Annotated in this window: 12 protein-coding genes; 7 read left to right on the top strand and 5 right to left on the bottom strand. The window is 45.6% G+C overall.

All coding sequences use genetic code 11. The features are described from left to right. Positions 1-365 precede the first annotated feature (365 nt). Complete coding sequence (locus ACSW3C_RS11400) at positions 366-2,099, top strand: AAA family ATPase (RefSeq protein WP_486562721.1); 1,734 nt, start codon at positions 366-368, stop codon at positions 2,097-2,099. A 53-nt stretch (positions 2,100-2,152) separates the two neighbouring features. Here ACSW3C_RS11400 and ACSW3C_RS11395 read toward each other — a convergent pair whose 3' ends face one another. After that, entirely contained in the window at positions 2,153-2,497 is a 345-nt protein-coding gene (locus tag ACSW3C_RS11395) for a hypothetical protein (protein WP_486562720.1), read from the bottom strand. A 275-nt stretch (positions 2,498-2,772) separates the two neighbouring features. On the opposite strand from ACSW3C_RS11395, the gene ACSW3C_RS11390 reads away from it, so the two are divergent. From ACSW3C_RS11390 to ACSW3C_RS11370, 5 genes are all read left to right on the top strand, one after another. Next, positions 2,773-7,302, top strand: coding sequence for an endonuclease (locus ACSW3C_RS11390; RefSeq protein WP_486562719.1), 4,530 nt, complete (start codon positions 2,773-2,775; stop codon positions 7,300-7,302). 167 nt (positions 7,303-7,469) lie between these two features. After that, a complete protein-coding gene (locus ACSW3C_RS11385; protein WP_486562887.1) occupies positions 7,470-7,703 on the top strand; it encodes an excalibur calcium-binding domain-containing protein in 234 nt (77 codons plus the stop codon). Between the two features lie 127 nt (positions 7,704-7,830). Next, positions 7,831-8,967 (top strand): M20 family metallopeptidase, encoded by a 1,137-nt coding sequence (locus tag ACSW3C_RS11380; protein ID WP_486562718.1) that lies wholly within the window; start codon positions 7,831-7,833, stop codon positions 8,965-8,967. A gap of 288 nt (positions 8,968-9,255) precedes the next feature. Continuing rightward, entirely contained in the window at positions 9,256-10,941 is a 1,686-nt protein-coding gene (locus ACSW3C_RS11375) for a methyl-accepting chemotaxis protein (RefSeq protein ID WP_486562717.1), read from the top strand. A 144-nt stretch (positions 10,942-11,085) separates the two neighbouring features. Further along, positions 11,086-12,588, top strand: a complete 1,503-nt coding sequence (locus tag ACSW3C_RS11370) for a class I adenylate-forming enzyme family protein (protein ID WP_486562716.1) — start codon at positions 11,086-11,088, stop codon at positions 12,586-12,588. A 44-nt stretch (positions 12,589-12,632) separates the two neighbouring features. Here the strand turns inward: ACSW3C_RS11370 and ACSW3C_RS11365 are convergent, their stop codons facing one another. From ACSW3C_RS11365 to ACSW3C_RS11355, 3 genes are all read right to left on the bottom strand, one after another. Further along, positions 12,633-14,156, bottom strand: a complete 1,524-nt coding sequence (locus tag ACSW3C_RS11365; RefSeq protein ID WP_486562886.1) for an AbgT family transporter — start codon at positions 14,154-14,156, stop codon at positions 12,633-12,635. A 234-nt stretch (positions 14,157-14,390) separates the two neighbouring features. After that, on the bottom strand, positions 14,391-15,401 hold the full coding sequence (locus ACSW3C_RS11360) for a YpdA family putative bacillithiol disulfide reductase (RefSeq protein ID WP_486562715.1): 1,011 nt from the start codon (positions 15,399-15,401) through the stop codon (positions 14,391-14,393). 263 nt (positions 15,402-15,664) lie between these two features. Further along, a complete protein-coding gene (locus tag ACSW3C_RS11355) occupies positions 15,665-16,813 on the bottom strand; it encodes a polysaccharide deacetylase family protein (protein WP_486562714.1) in 1,149 nt (382 codons plus the stop codon). A gap of 281 nt (positions 16,814-17,094) precedes the next feature. Between ACSW3C_RS11355 and ACSW3C_RS11350 the strand changes: the two genes are divergently transcribed. Then, positions 17,095-18,525 (top strand): S41 family peptidase, encoded by a 1,431-nt coding sequence (locus tag ACSW3C_RS11350; protein ID WP_486562713.1) that lies wholly within the window; start codon positions 17,095-17,097, stop codon positions 18,523-18,525. Between the two features lie 29 nt (positions 18,526-18,554). On the opposite strand, the gene sda is transcribed toward ACSW3C_RS11350, so the two are convergent. Beyond that, positions 18,555-18,725: a sporulation histidine kinase inhibitor Sda gene (sda, locus tag ACSW3C_RS11345; protein ID WP_238080579.1), complete on the bottom strand. Its 171-nt coding sequence runs from the start codon at positions 18,723-18,725 to the stop codon at positions 18,555-18,557. Between the last annotated feature and the right edge of the window lie 211 nt (positions 18,726-18,936).

Below are 18,936 nucleotides of genomic sequence, written 5' to 3'. Positions count from 1 at the left end.
ATTGAATTCTCTTGCCGCGGTCAATGTTCCACTGGGTGTCTTCTAACCTAAGCAACGCAAGCCCTTCCTTCTCATGCGTCCTTGCGACCCTATAGCCGCGCCAGTGTGAATAAGTATCCTCAAAAACAGTACGTAGAATGCCATGTAAACTAAAAAGCCACTACTTGAATAAGAAATTAATGATATCATGTAATGCAAAAAAAGTCAATATTTTATTGGCGAAGACTGGCTTGCTAACATACTAATACTAGTAGTATAGCGACCAAGCGTAATAAATTTGTCAATGATTCTCCAATCATAGAACTGTTAAAATGAATTCTTTTCTTATATAATAAGTCTATCTTTCTAAAGGAGTTGGGGATGGCTTGAAGCCAAATCTTAAATTTGCAACAAAGATTGTCGTCCTGGTCCTCTTCGTCATGGGTGTAGTTGTCAGTGTCGGATGGTATGTCTCTGGTGCAAATAAAGGTGTTCAGGTATCGTTCTCTGAAATGGAGAAAACGATACAAGAACATAGCGGTGAGCCACTCAAGCTTAAAGAAAAATCGGATGGTACGTTGTATTTGGAAAACGGGGACACGGTCTATGTGACGCAAGTCCGTCCCGCAAGCCAGCTGGCAGAACAGCTCGTTGAGAAATACAACCTTGCCTATAAATATGTGGATAATGGTCAATACGGCGGGCTTATCATTGCCGGGATCATCCTCCTTTCTTTCATTACACTGCTCATTCTTCACAAAAAAGGGAAAATCGGTGTCGGCCTTTCTTCCATGAAAAATGGAGCTTCGAAAGCCACTCCGCTGCCTAATGTGACATTGAGTGATATTGGCGGCCTTCCGGAAGAAATGAAGGAAGAGATCCATCAAACTTTATCGATTATTAAAGATCCTAAAAAAGCGGCGCAAATCGGTATTAAAGCGCCAAAAGGGATTCTATTATACGGGCCTCCCGGAACAGGAAAAACGCTTCTTGCCCAAGCAATTGCCCAGGAAATAGGCGCGACGTTCTTCTCTTCCAGCGGCTCTGCCTTTACAGAACTCTATGTAGGTGTCGGCGCTTCCCGGGTGCGCACGTTGTTCGAAAATGCCCGCAAGCAGCGTCCCGCAGTCATTTTCATCGATGAGGTTGATGCGCTGGCGGGAAAGCGGAAAGAGCACGGCGGGGAAGAATCCGAGAAGACCTTAACGGAATTACTCGTCCAATTGGATGGCGGAAAAGATAACGAAGACATTCTTTTCATTGCCGCAACGAACCGGAAAGATATGCTGGATGATGCATTTCTCCGTCCGGGCCGCATTGATTATACGTTCAATGTTCCGCTTCCGGATACAAGCGGACGCCGGGAGATCATTGATATCCATACAAAAGGGCGTCTGTTGTCTGAAGAAGTGTACGCATCACTCGATGTGCTGGCAGAAAGCACATCCGGTTTCTCCGGCGCGGAATTGAGCTCATTGTTCGAAACCGCCAGCAAGCGCGCCATCCGGGACGGCCGCGACCAAATCGGAAAAAGCGACTTGGACTTCGCGATTGACCGGACGATTTTAGGTAGCACATCTCGTGCATTAAACGATCCTGAAACGAAACGCCGCGTCGCGATCCATGAATCAGGGCATGCACTCGTTGCGGCCTTGACGAAACCGGGATCCGTCCGAAAAGCAACGATTATTCCACGAGGCCAAGCACTTGGGTATGTGGCGCCGATCCAGAAGGAACTGCACTTGCAAACGGCAAGTGAGCTAATGGATCAAGTAAGCATGATTTTGGCAGGCGGTGTCGCTGAACGGATTTACCTCGGCGAGCATAGCATCGGCGTCAGCGGTGACGTCCAGCAAGCCAAAGACATCATCGAGCGGATGGTCGACACCGGCTTGTTCCAGGACAGCTTTACGCTTACTTTCAACAAAGCGGAAAAAGAAGAGAAAATGCAAAAAATCTTCGGAGAAGCCTTGCGCCAAACCGAAATGCTCATCAAAGAATACGCTCCTCAATTTGAACACCTGGTCGATGTCCTGTACCATAAGGAAACGCTCGACGGCGCAGAAGTCCAAGAAATTGTCGAAGGCGCCGGCGTCGAGCAAGCGTTGATTGTATATTAATGAAACAGGAAGCCATCCTCCGTTTGGGGGATGGTTTTTTTATGGGATGATTGTTAGATTGGGCTGATGTTCATTACACCCGGGGCGTATACCGGGGTGAGCGCCCCAGTGGAACGTTGAACGCCAGAATCCGGAGCTGAACGCCAATAACTCGAGTTGAACGCCAATAACTCGAGTTGAACGCCAATAACTCGAGTTGAACGCCAATAACTCGAGCTGAACGCCAATAACCGGAGTTGAACGCCAATAACTCGAGCTGAACGCCAATATCCGGAGCTGAACGCCAATAAAGCGAATCGAACATCAATAAATTCCAAGTGCCACATGCAATTCAACAGTTTAATAAAGTCATACTTCTCCTGCAGTCCCTCAAGCCCAGGTATGCTATCTGTCTTCAAACAATCTTTAATCCGTCAAAACCTCAAGCCTAAATCCCACTTCTATTACTTTCCTCACATTACCAAATCATACGAAACTCACTGAATTACCAATGAAATATATGTCAAATGTTATAACGAAAACCTTTAAAATCTTACAAAAAGTCGCATGGAAACGCTCTCAAGGCAATGGTACGATGAGTATGAAGTCTTGTAGAATATGAATCTAGCAAGGGAGAGGGAGCGGTTTTTCCAATTGTACCGTGGAATACTAACTTTGAGAGGAGAACGGTTACATGAGAAGTAAGAAATGGAAAAAAGGGTTGAACGGCTTGCTGTCGGTTGGGTTGATTGCAAGTTTGATCGTTCCAACTTTTCCGGCTGTTGTGCGATCGGCTACGACAGCGGAAGATCTGATTATTTCGGAGTATGTGGAAGGAAGCAGTTTTAATAAAGCGATTGAGCTATATAACGGGACAGGCGCTCCGGTCAATCTTGGCGAGTACACGCTGGAGCTGTATGCGAATGGGGCCACTGCGCCTTCTGCTTCGCTTACATTATCCGGTACTTTAGCTGAAGAGAACACGTTTGTCCTGACGCATCGGGATGCGGTGGCGGAGTTGAAAGCAAAAGGGGATTTTGAAAATACGAGCGTCATTAATTTTAATGGGGATGACGCGCTTGTTTTAAAACATGAAGGAACTGTTATCGATTCGTTTGGACAAGTTGGGGCGCGCAGCAACTGGGGGACTGACGTGACGCTTGTTCGGAAATCTTCCGTGACGGAAGGAGACCGTGTTATCAATGATTCATTCAATCGGGATGATGAATGGGTCGTGTATCCGAAAGATACATTTGAATATCTCGGCCAGCATGAAATGGATGGAGGCGGAACGCCAGTAGAACCGGGAGATCCGGAAAATCCGGCTGGAACTGTAACGATTGCTGAAGCACGCAGTATGGCTGTTGGGGAAACCGTGACGATCAAGGGAGTCGTGGCAGCTACCCTCAAAAATACGATTTCCGTCCAAGATGAAACAGGCGGGATCGCAGTTAGACCGACATCACTTGCAGCAACGGTTGGAGATGAAGTCGTCTTGACCGGAACGCTTGCAGATTATCGCGGACTGCTCCAATTGGACAAGGCAACCCTTGTTGAGAAAAAGGAACAGGTCGGCGCTCCAGCACCTAAAATCGTTACGGGTGCGGATGTAAACGAAGCCAATGAATCTCAGCTTGTTACGGTGCATAACGTCATTCTTTCCGACGTGCAGGCCGGCGGCGGATGGGCAAATTATTTGGCGACAGATGGATCGGAATTCATTGTCCGTGATGAAACAGCTGCACTTGGACTCGCTGTCGGAACGACGTATGATTCCATTACAGGAATTGTTCAGCAGTTTGACAACGACTATCAATTGATTCCGCGTTCCACGCAAGACATTGTAGTCGACAGCTCCATGGTCCAACCTGTTGTTGCAACACCTGGAAGCGGAACGTATGTCGGAGGCACAAAGGTATCACTGTCGACACAGACAGCTGATGCAGACATCCTTTATACACTGGATGGAACGGATCCTATTGAAAATGGCGCCACATATGCGGATCCAATTAATATTCGGGAATCAACAACGATCCAGGCGGTCGTCCGTACAAATGACGGTCGCTACAGCGACGTGAAAACTTTCACTTACACGATTACGGAAAGCTTAAAAATCCATGATATTCAAGGGGATGGACATGTATCGCCTTTCAATAATCAAGTGGTGGAAGGCGTAGAAGGGATTGTGACGTACAAGTACGAACTGAACGGTTCGACGTATTATCATATCCAAACACCTGATGATCAACGCGATGGTGATTTGAATACTTCGGAAGCGATTGTTCTCTATAGCGGAAAAGACACGTGGAAACTAGCTATCGGTGATTTGGTGTCTGTATCAGGTCAAGTAAGCGAATATGCTATTGATGGATACGCGGACAGACAAGAAACTGATTTGAAAACGACACAGATCAATGTGCGGGATGACCGTGGCGGCAAGGTGACGATCCTTAAACGCAATGTTCCACTTCCTACCCCGTTTGTCATTGATGAAAACAATTTGCCAGCATCACATATCGCAAGCCCGAACTTTGCTGAATTCGATCCGAATAAATATGCAGCGGATTTCTGGGAAAGCCGTGAAGCGATGCTTGTGGAAGTCGGCACTGTCAAGGCAGTCGGACCACAGCAGCATGGCGATCTTGTAACAGTATTTGAAAATGTTCCGACTGAGACGATTATGGGCGGAATTCTTCTGAAAGAGAACGATGAAAACGCAGATCGGGTCCAATTCAGGCTAGAGCCGAACGGACCTGCACGCGAGTTTGAAGTGGCGACAGGTGATCGATTTGAAGGTCCAATCACAGGAGTCGTCGGCTATTCATTCCAAAATTACAAAATCTATACATCATTAGATACGATGAGAGCGGCCCATCGTAAAGGGGGCGCTACACCTGAAAAGACGACGATTGTGAAAGCGGATGACAAGCTGACGATCGCTTCCTATAACTTGGAGAACTTCTCGAACAACCGAAAAACAACGTCTGATGATAAGGCGAGAAAATTGGCGAGAGCCATCGCGTCCGATATGCAAAGCCCTGATATCGTCGGTGTAACCGAGGTGCAGGACAATAATGGACCGGATGCAGGCGATTCCCGTGCTAATCAAAGCTATGAGCGCCTGATCCAGGCAATTGTTGAAGCGGGCGGTGTTCAATATGAATATGTCAATATTGACCCGGTCAATAATGCAGACGGCGGCCAGCCGAATGCCAACATCCGTGTCGGATTCTTATACAACCCGGCTCGTGTCTCATTGACAGAAGGCAGCCCAGCTGGTGATGCAACGACTGCCGTAGGCTATGAAAACGGAAAATTAACATTGAACCCTGGACGCATTGATCCGAACAATGAAGCGTTTGCGAGCAGTCGGAAACCGCTTGCGGCTCAGTTCGATTTCCAAGGGGAATCTGTCGTCGTCATTGCGAACCACTGGAATTCAAAGAATGGGGACACACCGGCATTTGGTGCAATCCAGCCACCGGTTCTTGGCAGTGAAGTCCAGCGGAAGAAGATCGCAAAAATTGTTTATGACTTCGTTGGGCAAATCAAATCTGAAAATCCGGATGCCAATGTTGTATCCCTTGGTGATTTTAACGATTTCCAATTCTCTCAAGCGATCAAAATCCATGAAGGCGAATTAATGACGGATATGATTAACCGGGTGGAAGAATCGGACCGTTACTCCTACGTCTACCAAGGAAATTCACAAGTGCTCGACCATATTTTAGTTTCAAATAACCTGGCAGATCAGACGGAAATTGATATGCTGCACATCAACGCTGATTTCACGGATATGGCAGGACGTGCGAGCGACCATGATCCGGTCATGGTACAAATCGAGTTTAAAGCTCCAGTTATTTGGGAGCCGGTTCCGATTAAGAAAGTATATACGTTAGTGAATGAACATAAAAAGCAAATCGTAGTAGCAGAGCCAAGCGTCTCCGTTTCGATGGATGCTGCCTCATCACTAAAGGAAGGCCTTTATTTAAAAGGGGATTATGTAGAGTTGACGGGAGAAGGCTTCAAGACGAACCGCGTCATTCTGCAGCCGAAGAAAAAAGGCTTGATCGTAGATATGAAAGGCACTGAAATGGGGCATGTCATTGTAGAAGGATCGAATCCTCTGGAAGTCAGAGGAGCGGAGAATATCCGAAAAATCGACTTTATAAAAGGTGCAGATCCATCAAAAGTTGAATTCTACAACTCAAAAGGCAAGCGGATTCAGGTGCCGGCGGTCAATCAAGCACCAGTTGTAACGAAGCCGATTGCCAATCAAAATATTGAAGTCGGAGAGACGATTACCATCAATCTCTCTGAGCATTTCTCTGACCCGGATGGCGACAAATTAAGTTTTTCAGCGACAAAGGGAATTGTTGATTTAGGAAAAGGAACTTTGACGCTTTCGCTTGAAAAAGGGGATCATATCGTCGGTGTCACGGCGACAGATGGAGAAAAGAAAGTCACTGTAAGCTTTACAGTAGTCGTATCGGAAGAAGAAACGGCTCCTGAAAATGATTATTATAAGAATGCCGTTGGAAAAGAGGGGCAGACATTAAAAACAGCCCTTCATGATATCATTGCAGATCATCGGAAACTGACGTATTCCGAAGTGTGGGATGCATTGAAGCAGACCGATGAAGATCCGGCGAATCCAAACAATGTCATCTTGCTCTATTCTGGAGAATCACGCTCGAAAGATCGGAATGGAGGCAATGTAGGTGACTGGAACCGAGAGCATGTCTGGGCGAAGTCACACGGCAACTTTGGCACATCAGTGGGTCCGGGAACAGATATTCATCATTTGCGCCCCACAGATGTCCAAGTGAACAGCTCCCGTGGAAATCTGGACTTTGCCAATGGAGGCAGCCCAGTGAGCGGCTGCAAAGGTTGCTACAAAACAGCGAACTCCTTTGAGCCTCCTGATCGGGTAAAAGGCGACGTGGCGAGGATGCTATTTTACATGGCGACACGTTATGAAGCAGGAGACCGAGTGGATCTTGAGCTGAATGAACGTCTAGGAAACGGAACAGCGCCGTATCACGGCAAGCTGTCAGTCCTTCTTGAATGGCATAAGCAGGATCCGGTCGACGCCTTCGAACGCAATCGGAATGAAGTCATCTTTTCCATCCAAGGCAACCGAAATCCTTTCATTGACCATCCAGAATGGGTTGAGTCTATTTGGGGACAAACAAGCACAGAAGACTTACGAAAAGCTTCATAAAAACGAGAAAACCAGAGATGCTCATTCTCTGGTTTTTTCATGGAGTAAATAAAAGAATGCTAGACAAAATAGTGATTCGGGCGTATTCTATTCACAGTATATGGAATTTAATTGAAGGGAAGACGAATACATTGAAGAAATGCATCACCGCACTATTCGCAGTTCTCATTGCAATCACATTTTCAGTCAGCTCTGCACCAGTTGAAGCAAAAGGCGAAAAAGTGGTCGCCTATAAAAACTGCACCGAGCTGAACAAAGTTTACAAAGGCGGCGTTGCCCAATCAGCGAACGTGAAAAATAAAGGCGGCAAAACGAAGTATACGCCATTTGTATCGAAAGAGCTCTATAATAAAAATACCAAACTGGATCGTGATAAAGATTTAATTGCTTGTGAGAAATAAAGGCAGTCTAAGGTGGAGAGAGATACTCCATCTTTTTTTGTCTCTTTTTCTAGTTGTATTCGATTGTAGGTCGCTAATTGCTTCTATATAATGAAAACATAGAAAAATCGAAAAGGAGACACAACCCATGAGAAACTATCTGCAATCGAAAGAGTCTGAGATGCTGGCGTTGCTGGAGCGGCTTGTTTCCATCGATTCCGGTTCTGCATATAAGGAAGGCGTTGACAAAGTAGGCGAGGTATTGCGGGATCAGTATACGCAGGTTGGCTTCAGTTCGCAGGTTTACAGGCAATCGGAGAATGGGGATAATATTGTTTTGTCTTTGCGGGACAGCGAGACCCAACCGTCCATCCTGCTTATCGCTCATATGGATACGGTCTTTAAAATAGGCACTGCAAAACAGCGGCCTTTTACGATCAAGGGGGACCGGGCTTATGGACCGGGGGTCATCGACATGAAAGCAAGCCAGGTTGCGCTGCTGTATGCGATGAAAGCACTCAAAGAGCATCGTCCTGAGGTACTTGGACATGTACAGATTGTATTGAATGGTGATGAAGAGATCGGGTCGCCGACGTCCCGATCGCTGATTGAAGAATGTGCGGCAGGCAAACAATATGCTCTTGTCATGGAACCGGCGCGGAAAGACGGCTCTCTCGTTACAGCACGGCGAGGTGGGGGCCGGTATACGATGCATATTAAAGGCAAGGGGGCTCACGCGGGCATCGAACCGCAAAATGGTATAAGTGCGATTGAAGAACTGGCACATAAAATCATTAAATTGCATGCATTGACCGACCATGAAGCCGGCGTCAGTGTCAGTGTCGGCATCGTTGAAGGCGGAGAATCGGTTAATACGATTGCCCCTTCGGCAGTAGGCCATGTGGATGTTCGGATTACATCCGCGGATCAGGCAGAGTGGCTGGATCGGAGTATACGAGAGATATGTGAAGTGCCGGACGTGTCAGGCACGTCCATCGTTTTAGAAGGTGGCCTCAACCGTCCACCGATGGAGAAGAATGAGCAAACGGTGGAGTTGCTAAGCATAATTCAAGAGGTTGGCAAGGAGCTGGGGATTACCATAACGGATGTTGCAACAGGCGGGGGATCGGATGCTTCGTTTACATCCATCTTAGGTATCCCGACTGTTGATGGATTAGGTCCGATCGGAGGGAATGCGCATAGTGAGGACGAGTACTTGGAAATCTCGTCTCTCGTTGAACGGACGAATTTGCTTGCTCATCTAATTGGAAGGTTAGTTTGTTAATCATAATAATCTAAGGATCGCAGAACTCTGTTTCTGCGGTCTTTTTTATGAGAAAAGGAATAATTTTTCTGCTTGAAACATTTTCGAATGAATAGTAATTAAAAAAATAATAAAAAACTTTAGACCTACTATTCAATATAGAACTTTTGTACCGATAATTTTATTGTCAGGTTGATAATAAATACATACTACGATGGGGTGAATACAACTTAGAAGATTTTATCAGGGAAAGAGCAAGGCATCCTTTTTTATTGGTACTCATATTGAATAGTGAGGAGTTTGGTGTGTATGTCAATTGGCAAAAAGATTTACGGCGGCTTCGGGATTGTATTAATTATCTTATTGAGTTTTTCGATTTACAGTGTATGGCAGCTTAATAAAGTGAAGAAGGATTATGAGGAAATGATTGATTCTCGCATAAAACAATCTGAGCTTGCGAATGAAATCCAAAAACAAATGGCATTGCAGGGACTATACATAAGGGCATATATTTTACAAGGTGATCAGGGTTCTCTGGAAAGTTTGGAGGAAAATCAACAATTGCTCAAAGACCGTGTAGAAGAATTGCAGACATATATTCACTCCGATGAAATGAAAGGGTACATACAAGAAGTACGTGACAATATTGTCTCCTTTGATGAAGGTGCTAAAAAAATCATTGGATATGTGGCGCAGGGCGACATTGATGAAGCGCAAAAAGAAGTGAATAATGAGGTGCGTGCAGCGAATGGCGAAATACAAGCAGCTGCCATGAAAATGATTGCCTATCAAAAGGAGCATGTGGCTCTTGATCGGGAGTTGGCAGATAAACGAACATCGGATTCTTCGCGAGGCCTGATGATCTCTGCGTTTTTTGATATACTGCTCGGCCTGCTGATCGCCACTTTCATTAACCGTAGTATCTCCCGGCCAGTCAAACGATTGGCAGAAGCCTCCTCCATGATTGCAGAAGGCGACTTGACGCAAGATGATATAGAGGTTAAAACGAGGGATGAGCTGAAGGATTTGGCAACCGCGTTCAATACGATGAAAATGAATTTGCGGACGCTCATTGGACATGTCAATGAGAGTGCGGTCCATGTAACAGATGCAGCTGAAGAGTTGTCTGCGAGTACAGACGAGGTGACGAAAGCATCGCAAGCGGTGAACCTGAACATGGTCCAGATGCTGGAAGGATCCCAAACTGCTTCTGATTCAGCAAAAGAGAGCGCTTCGGCAATGGAAGAAACCGCATCTGGTGTGCAGCGTATTGCTGAATCAGCTCAAGGCCTTCTGCTTAATGCTGGAGATACGGAAAAGCTTGCAAGTGATAGTGAACAATCGGTCAATGAGGCGAAAGATCAGATGAAGGTCATTTACGATTCTTCTTATCAAACAAATGAAATGATTAAGACGCTGAGTGAACAGACGATGGAAATCGAACATATTACAAAGGTTATCACTGAAATCACGGAACAGACGAACCTGCTTGCGTTAAACGCAGCGATTGAAGCGGCGCGTGCAGGCGAGCATGGCAAAGGGTTCGCAGTAGTTGCAGATGAGGTTCGAAAGCTGGCGGAGCAGTCCAAGTTCTCGGCCAATCAAATCGTCAATGTAACGGCAGATATTCAAAAAGGCACACAGCATGTGGAACAAGCGGTTGCGAAAAGTTTAGCGAATGTCGAGACTGGCGTCCAAGTAATAGAAGAAGCAGGAGAAGCATTCGCATCAATCGTCCATGCGGTCCAATCGATGAACGGGCAGGTGGAGGAAATCTCAGCAGCGACGGAAGAGATTTCGGCAAGCGCTGAGCAAGTATCTGCATCTGTTCAAGAAATCGCTTCACAGGCAGAAATGGCTACCATGCAAAATGAGGAAAACACAGCCTCCATACAAGAGCAACTGGCCACGATGGAAGAGATTAATGCCATTGCGCATGATTTGAGACAACGGTCGGCCGGTCTTCAAGAAATCATCAATAAGTTTAAAATATAAGTAGCAGGGACTTCGTGGAAAAGAGGCTATTCCATGAAGTCCTTTTATGCTCTTTAAATGTTAGAATAGAAGTAATACATCTTGTAATCTGAACATTCTGTTGTTAGTATAAAAGAAATACATGGATGCAGGAGGAACGCGAAAATGCTAATGATGGATGTGCTAAGAGAGCATGCAACAAATCAGGCTAACAAGTTGTATACTTCGTTCGATGGTCGGGAGTGGACGTATGGCGAGTTCTATGAAAAAGCGAAACGAATAGCAGCTTATTTACAATCTAAAGAATATGAAAAAAACGATATTATCGCCCTTTATTCGTTAAACTCCGATCTCTTTCTCGTCTGTTATTTCGGCATCCAGCTTGGTGGCTATACAGTCATGCCGATCAATACGAAACTGGCTCCGCCTGAAGTCGAATATATCTTTCAGCATTCAGAAGCGAAAGCACTTATTTATGATGAAAGGCTGGAAGAGGTAATTCAACAAACAACGCATGATTTTCGTGAGAAATTGTCCCTCAGTCCTGCTGGAGACATCAATCGAATTATGGAACAGGAACTTTCCGAGGTTGCGCCAGTTTCATTCCACCCGGATGATACCGCAGTCGTGATGTACACATCCGGCACGACCGGGAAGCCGAAGGGAGTCATGCTGACACACCAAAATATTGTTTCAACAGCTGAAATTTGGTCCGAATCGATGGAGATAACGAAGGAAGATCGCATGCTCATTTCAACACCCCTGTTCCATTGTGCTGCCAGCCACGTGTTTGCAGTTCCGGTTACGTACAAGGGGGGAACCGTCATCGTAGAAGAGACTTTTTCGCCAACGGGAACAGTGGAGCAAATGAAAAAGACGCAGCCGACCATCTTTTTCGGCGTCCCTGCCATGTATACGATACTTCTGAATCTGCCGAACCGGAAGGAGATCGACATCCCTTCTTTGCGACTGTTCTGTTATGGAGCCGCTCCGATGCCGTATGAAATGGTGAAAAAGTTGAAGGAAACCTTCCCGAACGTGAAAGTGCAAAATCTCTATGGGCAGACGGAGAATACACCAGCCGCCTCCACTTTGAAGGATCATTTGGCACTTGAGAAGATCGGTTCAGTCGGGCAGGCCTTGCCGCAAACCGAGCTGCAGGTGGTCGATGAATTTGGAGAATCGCTGCCAGTCGGCCAAGTCGGTGAAATTGTCATGAAAGGCCCGCAAGTGATGAAAGGGTATTTGAGGAATGAAGAGGAGACGAGGCGGGCAATTCGTAATGGCTGGCTCTATACGGGCGATCTCGGGAGAATGGATGACGACGGACTTCTGTATATCGTGGACCGTAAAAAGGATATGATTATCCGTGGTGGAGAAAACGTATATCCTGTCGAAGTAGAAGAAGTTCTGTATCAAATTCCCCAGCTGCTAGAAGCGGCAGTCGTCGGCGTTCCGGACGAGGTTCTCGGTGAAGTGCCGAAAGCGTATGCCGTTATAAAGGATGGAGAAACGATTACAGAGGAGGAAATCCTCTCGTATTGCCGATCCCAGCTTGCGAAATATAAGCTTCCAGTGGAGGTGGAGTTTTTACCTGAGCTGCCGCGCAACGCTTCCGGTAAAGTGTTGAAGCACACGCTTCGGTCAGCTGGCCACTATGTTAGATAATAAAAAGGGCGTTCCCAATGGAGACGCCCTTTTCTCTGTCAATATTATTTAGATAAGAAAATCTCACCTTCAGGCCCGAGCGGAATGCCGAGTAGATACCAAACTGCAAAGAGAATGATCCACATGATGGCGAATGCAATGGAGTAGGGCAATAAAGACGTCATAAACGTTCCGATTCCCATTTTCGGATTGTACTTCTTGGCAAATGTTAATGCGATGGCGAAATAGGCAAGCATCGGCGTAATCGGATTGGTAATAGAATCGCCAATCCGGTATGCAGCCTGTGTCAGTGCAGGACTGTAGCCCATAATCATGAACATCGGCACGAAAACCGGCGCCAAAATGGCCCATTTTGCAGATGAACTGGCGATGAGGAAGTTGATCAATGCCGCCACGATAATGAAGCCTATGAAGAGCGGGACACCTTTCAAGCCAAGTGCTTCCAGTGTTTCAGCACCTTTGATCGCAACAATCGGACCAAGATTGCTCCAATTAAAATAAGCGATCATTTGAGCAGCGACAAATGCAATGACGATATACATGCCCATTCCGGACATCGCCTTTGCCAAATGGTCTGCGAAGTCTTTTGAATTTGTAATCGACTTAACGATTTTTCCATAAATAATAGAAGGAACGAGAAACAGGATCATCATTAACGGAACGAGGCTATCCATTAACGGGGACACAGTCAGTCCACCCGTTTCAGGGTGACGAAAGATGCCGTTTTCCGGTATGGAAAGAGCCAGAACGGCGCCAAGGATGACTGCGACGGAAATGGCAGCCCAAAGCAATCCTTTTTTCTCCGCTGGGGTCACTTCCTCTAATTCCTCGGTTATTCCTTCATATTTGCCTAGCCGCGGTTCCACGATTTTTGTGGTCACGAACACGGCAACGGGAACCAATACGAGTGTAGAAAAAGCAAGGAAGTAATAGTTCATAGCAGGGTTCGCCTTGTAAGACGGGTCGTAAATTTGCGCACCGATCTCAGTAAAACCGGCAACGAGAGGATCAAGTACACTTAAAATTAAGTTTGCGGAAAATCCTCCGGCAACTGAGGCATAGGCAGCTGCCAGCCCTGCAATCGGGTGTCTGCCTAATGCGATGAAAATCATCGCCACAATCGGAGGCAATACGACCATTGCTGCATCCGCTGCCGCATTTCCTAAAATGGCGACGAGGACGATTGTCGGCAAAATCACTTTTTTAGGAGCATTGAGAATCGTAGTTTTCATCACAGTCGATATTAATCCTGTTGATTCTGCTAGGCCAACGCCGAGCATGACGACAAGCACAAGCCCAAGCGGCGGGAAGCTCGTAAAGTTCTTCACAAGATTCGTCAGAATCATGATGAGCCCGTCACCATTCAGCAAGTTGACCACTTTGATCTCTTCGCCGGTTCCCGGATTGACGGCTGTTGTACCGAGCGCTCCAAAAATAGCGGAGCATATTAAGATGATGACGGCAATATAAACAAATAACATGACTGGGTCAGGCAGTCGGTTTCCGTATTTCTCAATAAAATCGAGAAATCTATTAAATAAACCCCTCTTTTCACTCTTTATCTCCATTTCCTTCATTCTACCATTTCCCCCTTTAATACATATATGTAGTAATGTATTAGTTAATTAACGTTCATTATGTCATATAATTATATAAATTCAATACTTTCTTATTAATTAGAGAATGAAAAAGGTTCAAGAGTACTGCTAGCAAGTAAATTTGGATCATCTTCCATTGCCTGCGGATAGCATAAAACATAAAAGCCTGATTTCGGTTAATTACGAAATCAGGCTTGGATCATGCTAGGCTTCACGTATATTCGGATAACTGACAATAGAAGAAGTGGCTAGACGCTTTTCGATTTCCGATGCAATCGTTTCACCGTGGAATCGGCCGCCTTCAATATAGACGGTATTCGTAATGCCGCCAGTGACTACACCCGCAAGAAAGGCGTTCTTAACATTCGTTTCATAGGTTTCTGGATCAAAGGAAGGTACAAGAGTGTCAGGATCCAATGTGATGCCGATTTGCTGCAGCAACTGGGTATCGGGCTGGTAGCCGATCAGTGAAAACACATTATCATTAGAAATGGTGATCGGTCCAGCAGGAGTATGTAGAGAAACTTCGGAATCTCCAATCTCCCCAACACTGGAATTTGGATAGAACTGTATTTTTTCTTTTTCAATGAAATTCCGGATATCTAGAAGCAAGGAAGGTTTTATTCCTTTGTACACGGAATCCCCGCGATGGACTAAGGTCACTTGAGCACCGTTCCGATGCAGATCGATTGCCGCTTCCACTGCAGAGTTTTTCCCTCCGACGACCAGCACTTCCTGGCCGTAAAACGAGTGGCCTTCCTTATAATAATGATTCACTTTCCGTAAATCTTCACCGGGAACGTCGATTTTTCTCGGATGATCAAAAATGCCTGTGGCCATTACGAGCATTCGGGATTGGTACGTAATGTCGGCACCTTTCTGATCAACAGTACGGACCGTAAACAAGTCCCTTTTCTTTGAAATGTGTACTACCTTTTGATGGCATGCAATATTCATGTCGTTCCGGTCTGTAACAAGACGGTAGTACTTTAATAACTCTGAACGGGTCGGCCGCACTTCCTGAGAAATGAAAGGTATATCTCCGATTTCCAGTCGGTCGGATGTGCTATAAAAGCGCATATCGAGCGGGCAATCGGCAATCGAATTTACAATCGCGCCTTTCTCGATAATGAGATAAGAAATCTTTCTTTTTTGAAGGGCCAGACCAGTCGCTAAGCCACAAGGTCCTCCGCCGATCACAATGACATCATACATGTAAGGAATTCCTCCACTCTCCATTGTTTATTTCGCAAAGGGCAGTTGGAAGTGCTAAATCCATTTTCATGCTATTATGGTTTGCATCCAAAGTAGCCGTCACGAAACTCATGGGCACATAGGCTAGCATGGACGAGTCTGCCGAGCGCTAAACAATGGATTGTTGGCACGGATTGTAGGTTTTTTCAGACTGAATTTGAATCAGGCCTGCTATGGAAATGAAAAAGACCGGAAGGCACAATCGCATTCCGGTCAGATGATAATTATTTTCCAATTAACTTATTTGCGAATTCCTGGATGGACATGGCGGAATGAACCCGCTGGCGATTCAATGCGTAAATGGGATCTCCTTGGTATACGTTTCCTTCATTAATCGTGAAGGCGATTGAAATATGGGAATCAGCTAAGGCTTGAACGGCTTCCTTGCTATATTTACCGTATGGATACGCATGGGCATAAACGGAGCTGCCATTTGCGAGCAACGGTTCTATTACTTCATTCGCTTCCTGCAAATCAGCAGCAATGGCATAGCGGGACTCCGATTGCATAATGCTCAGATTGGTCATTGTATTGAACATATGGAAGCGGTGGGTATGGTTTTGGTAAGAATACACGTCTTGCGTATTCATAATATCCTCTTCCGTTACCATGCCGGCTCTGCCAATGCGGCTCGTAATAAGGAATGAAGTGGCTTGGAAACCGTATTCCTTGAGAATCGGATACGCCAAGTCGACTGTGGACACATAGCCATCATCAAACGTAATAAGGACCGATTTTGCTGGCAATGTACCTTTTTTCTCGACCCAGCGCTCCAGTTGGGCTGGGGTAATGGTCGTCCAGCCGTTTTTCTTTAAATAGGCCATCTGTTCTTTAAACTTCTTCAATTCCAGTTCAGATGCATTGTTGCCGACTTTTCGTTCCACAATATCATGATACATGAGAACCGGTATACCCGGCTGAACTTGTATTTGGTCCTTACGGATATATCCCGTTTTCCCTCCTACATTGATCGGATAGTAATTTCCTTTCATGCGCTGGAGATGGACTGTCTCGTTCTTTTGAATCGTTCCGACTGTTTTGGCCTGTAAGGATGGTTTCTCTAAAATCGTGGCCACACCGATTGTTTTGGCGCGGACCGGATGCACAGCTTTCCAATTGCCGGGGGACTCTTGCGAGAGCGTTGCGCGTTGCTTGGAGAATTTGACTTCTTCTCCCCCGATTGCCGTGTAGTAATACTTGTCCGATTCCTTAATGACCGCGTGGGAAGTCCCTTTCAGAAAAACCGCTACTTTGCCTGACTCTTTATACACCGGCGTCGTTTCTGTAATATGAACCGCCTTCGGACTGCTTGCATCCGCTATGGCTGGATAAGCTAAGATGAACAGCATCATGATGAACACTAATCGTTTCAATTTCCTTCATTTACCCCTTCTGTCCGCAAAAGAGGACCTCCTGGAAGTATACATCACTTCCAAGATGGTCCCTTGCAGTATTTATTTTCCTTTTATTATAACACGTTTTGGCTCGCCGATTTGCTTATTATTTCACTAAGTCCATCTATTATGCAAAACGATTGGAATGTAATGTCTACATAGTATATCGGCAAATAGCAGGAAGGTTTTAGGTGAGGCGTTCATTCACTTTTTTTTATACCCTCTCATTTCGAAAAAAGTATCGATAAAGTTAGAAAAAAATGTATACTGAAACTATAAGAAGAAAAGGGGCGATTGATCTGTTAAAAAGACCTAGTGTGCGATATATTCTTTTGTTCATTACAGCCATCCTGTTTTATTTGCCATTCGCCTCTTTGGCTTCAGCCGAACCGATTGAGGATATACGGCAGCTGATCCGGGATGAATACGTGGATTCTGTCCCTGAATCCGTTTTATCGAAGAAGACGGGAAAGGAGATAACGGATGCACTGGATCCGCATTCTGTCTACTTGTCGAAGAAGGAATATGAAGGATTTATCAACGCGATTGACCAGCGGATTTATGGTATTGGTATTGTGCTTGAAGAGCATGCAAAAGGCGTGAAAATCATTTCAGTCATTCCGAAAAGCCCGGCGGAGCTAGCGGGAATACTGCAGGGAGACATCATTACAGATGTTAATGGAACGTCCATTGCGGGCAAGGCAGTGCAGTCCGCTGTTGCATTAATTGGAGGGGAAGAGGGAACAGTCGTCACACTGTCCATTCAGCGACCTGGTGTTTCAAAAGCGATTACGATGAAGGTGAAGCGGCAGGAAATTCATTTGCCTGTCGTGGAGTCGGCTATGCTTGGCGGGCATATCGGCTATATCCGTTTAAACAGTTTTTCCAATGAAGCTGCAGGTGAAATGAATGAGGCCATTCGTTCTTTGAAAGGGGCTAAAGGCTGGATCGTCGACTTGCGGGATAATGGGGGCGGCTACATTACAGCAGCTCAAGATGTAGCAGGATTCTTTCCTGAAGTCCGTTATGCCTTTCAGTTGAGGGAGAAAAATAAACAACCGATGCTTTACGAAGCGCATCGGCAGAAAAATATGCTGGAGGGACCTGCCGCTTTATTAATTAATGAATATAGCGCAAGTGCATCCGAAATGGTTTCTGCAACAGTGAAGGAAAAAGGGGCAGCGACCTTATATGGACAACGGTCTTATGGTAAAGGAACGATGCAATCGATGTATCCATTTACTGATGGCAGTGTTTTAAAGTTGACGACCGCGCGGTTTTATTCTCCAGGAGGGCAAGCTGTCGATCAAGTGGGAGTGCTTCCTGATCAAGAAACAGAGATTGGAGACGAACTTATCCAAGCCCATCGTGATCTGCTGATTTCCAGTTTGCAAGGATACTCGCGCATGCGTCCGCTTCTTAATGTCCCGAAGACAAAGACCTTTACAATAGAAATGAATACAAAGATGAATTGGAAGACGCTATCATCCAACACGGTGCAATTGGTTGAACTGGGCGGCGAAGAAGTGCCTGTGACAATTCAAGAAAAGAACAGCACGACGTTACACATATCTCCGAAAAAACCATTGTTGGCAGGCGGGAAATATCTGTTGGTTATCCATCCGAAAGTAACAAGTCAAGCTGGTAAACCGATGAAAAAAGGAATTTATGTTGAGGTTCAAGTAAAATAATAAAAAAGAAAGAGCTATCCCATCGTCAATCAAATGGTGAAGCTCTTTTTCGTTTTCTTTTCTCGAGGTGATTGGGTAACAGGATGCAGGTGACGACGCTGAATTTCTCGTTCCAGTAAAAGGATAAAATCACGGCACAGCTGTAAGTCTTTAGCTTTTGAATAGCTTTCCAGGAGAAGATCATCAGGCATTTCACTCATTACAATTCACCTCCAAAATAGTTCTAAACAGTAATCAATTATCATACAGTAGTAGGTGCGGCAGTGGAGTTATCCTTACTTTAGCAGAAAACAAAAAAAGGAACAACCGTTCTATTTATCCACACAAGCAAGTGGATAAGTTGTGGTTAAGTTGTTTATAAGGGCAGGAAGCCAGTGTTTGACATGGGGATTTTGTGTATAATGTTATCCA

The organism is Sporosarcina sp. AD_1 (assembly GCF_057373025.1).
This window is presented reverse-complemented; position numbering and strand designations above follow the sequence as displayed.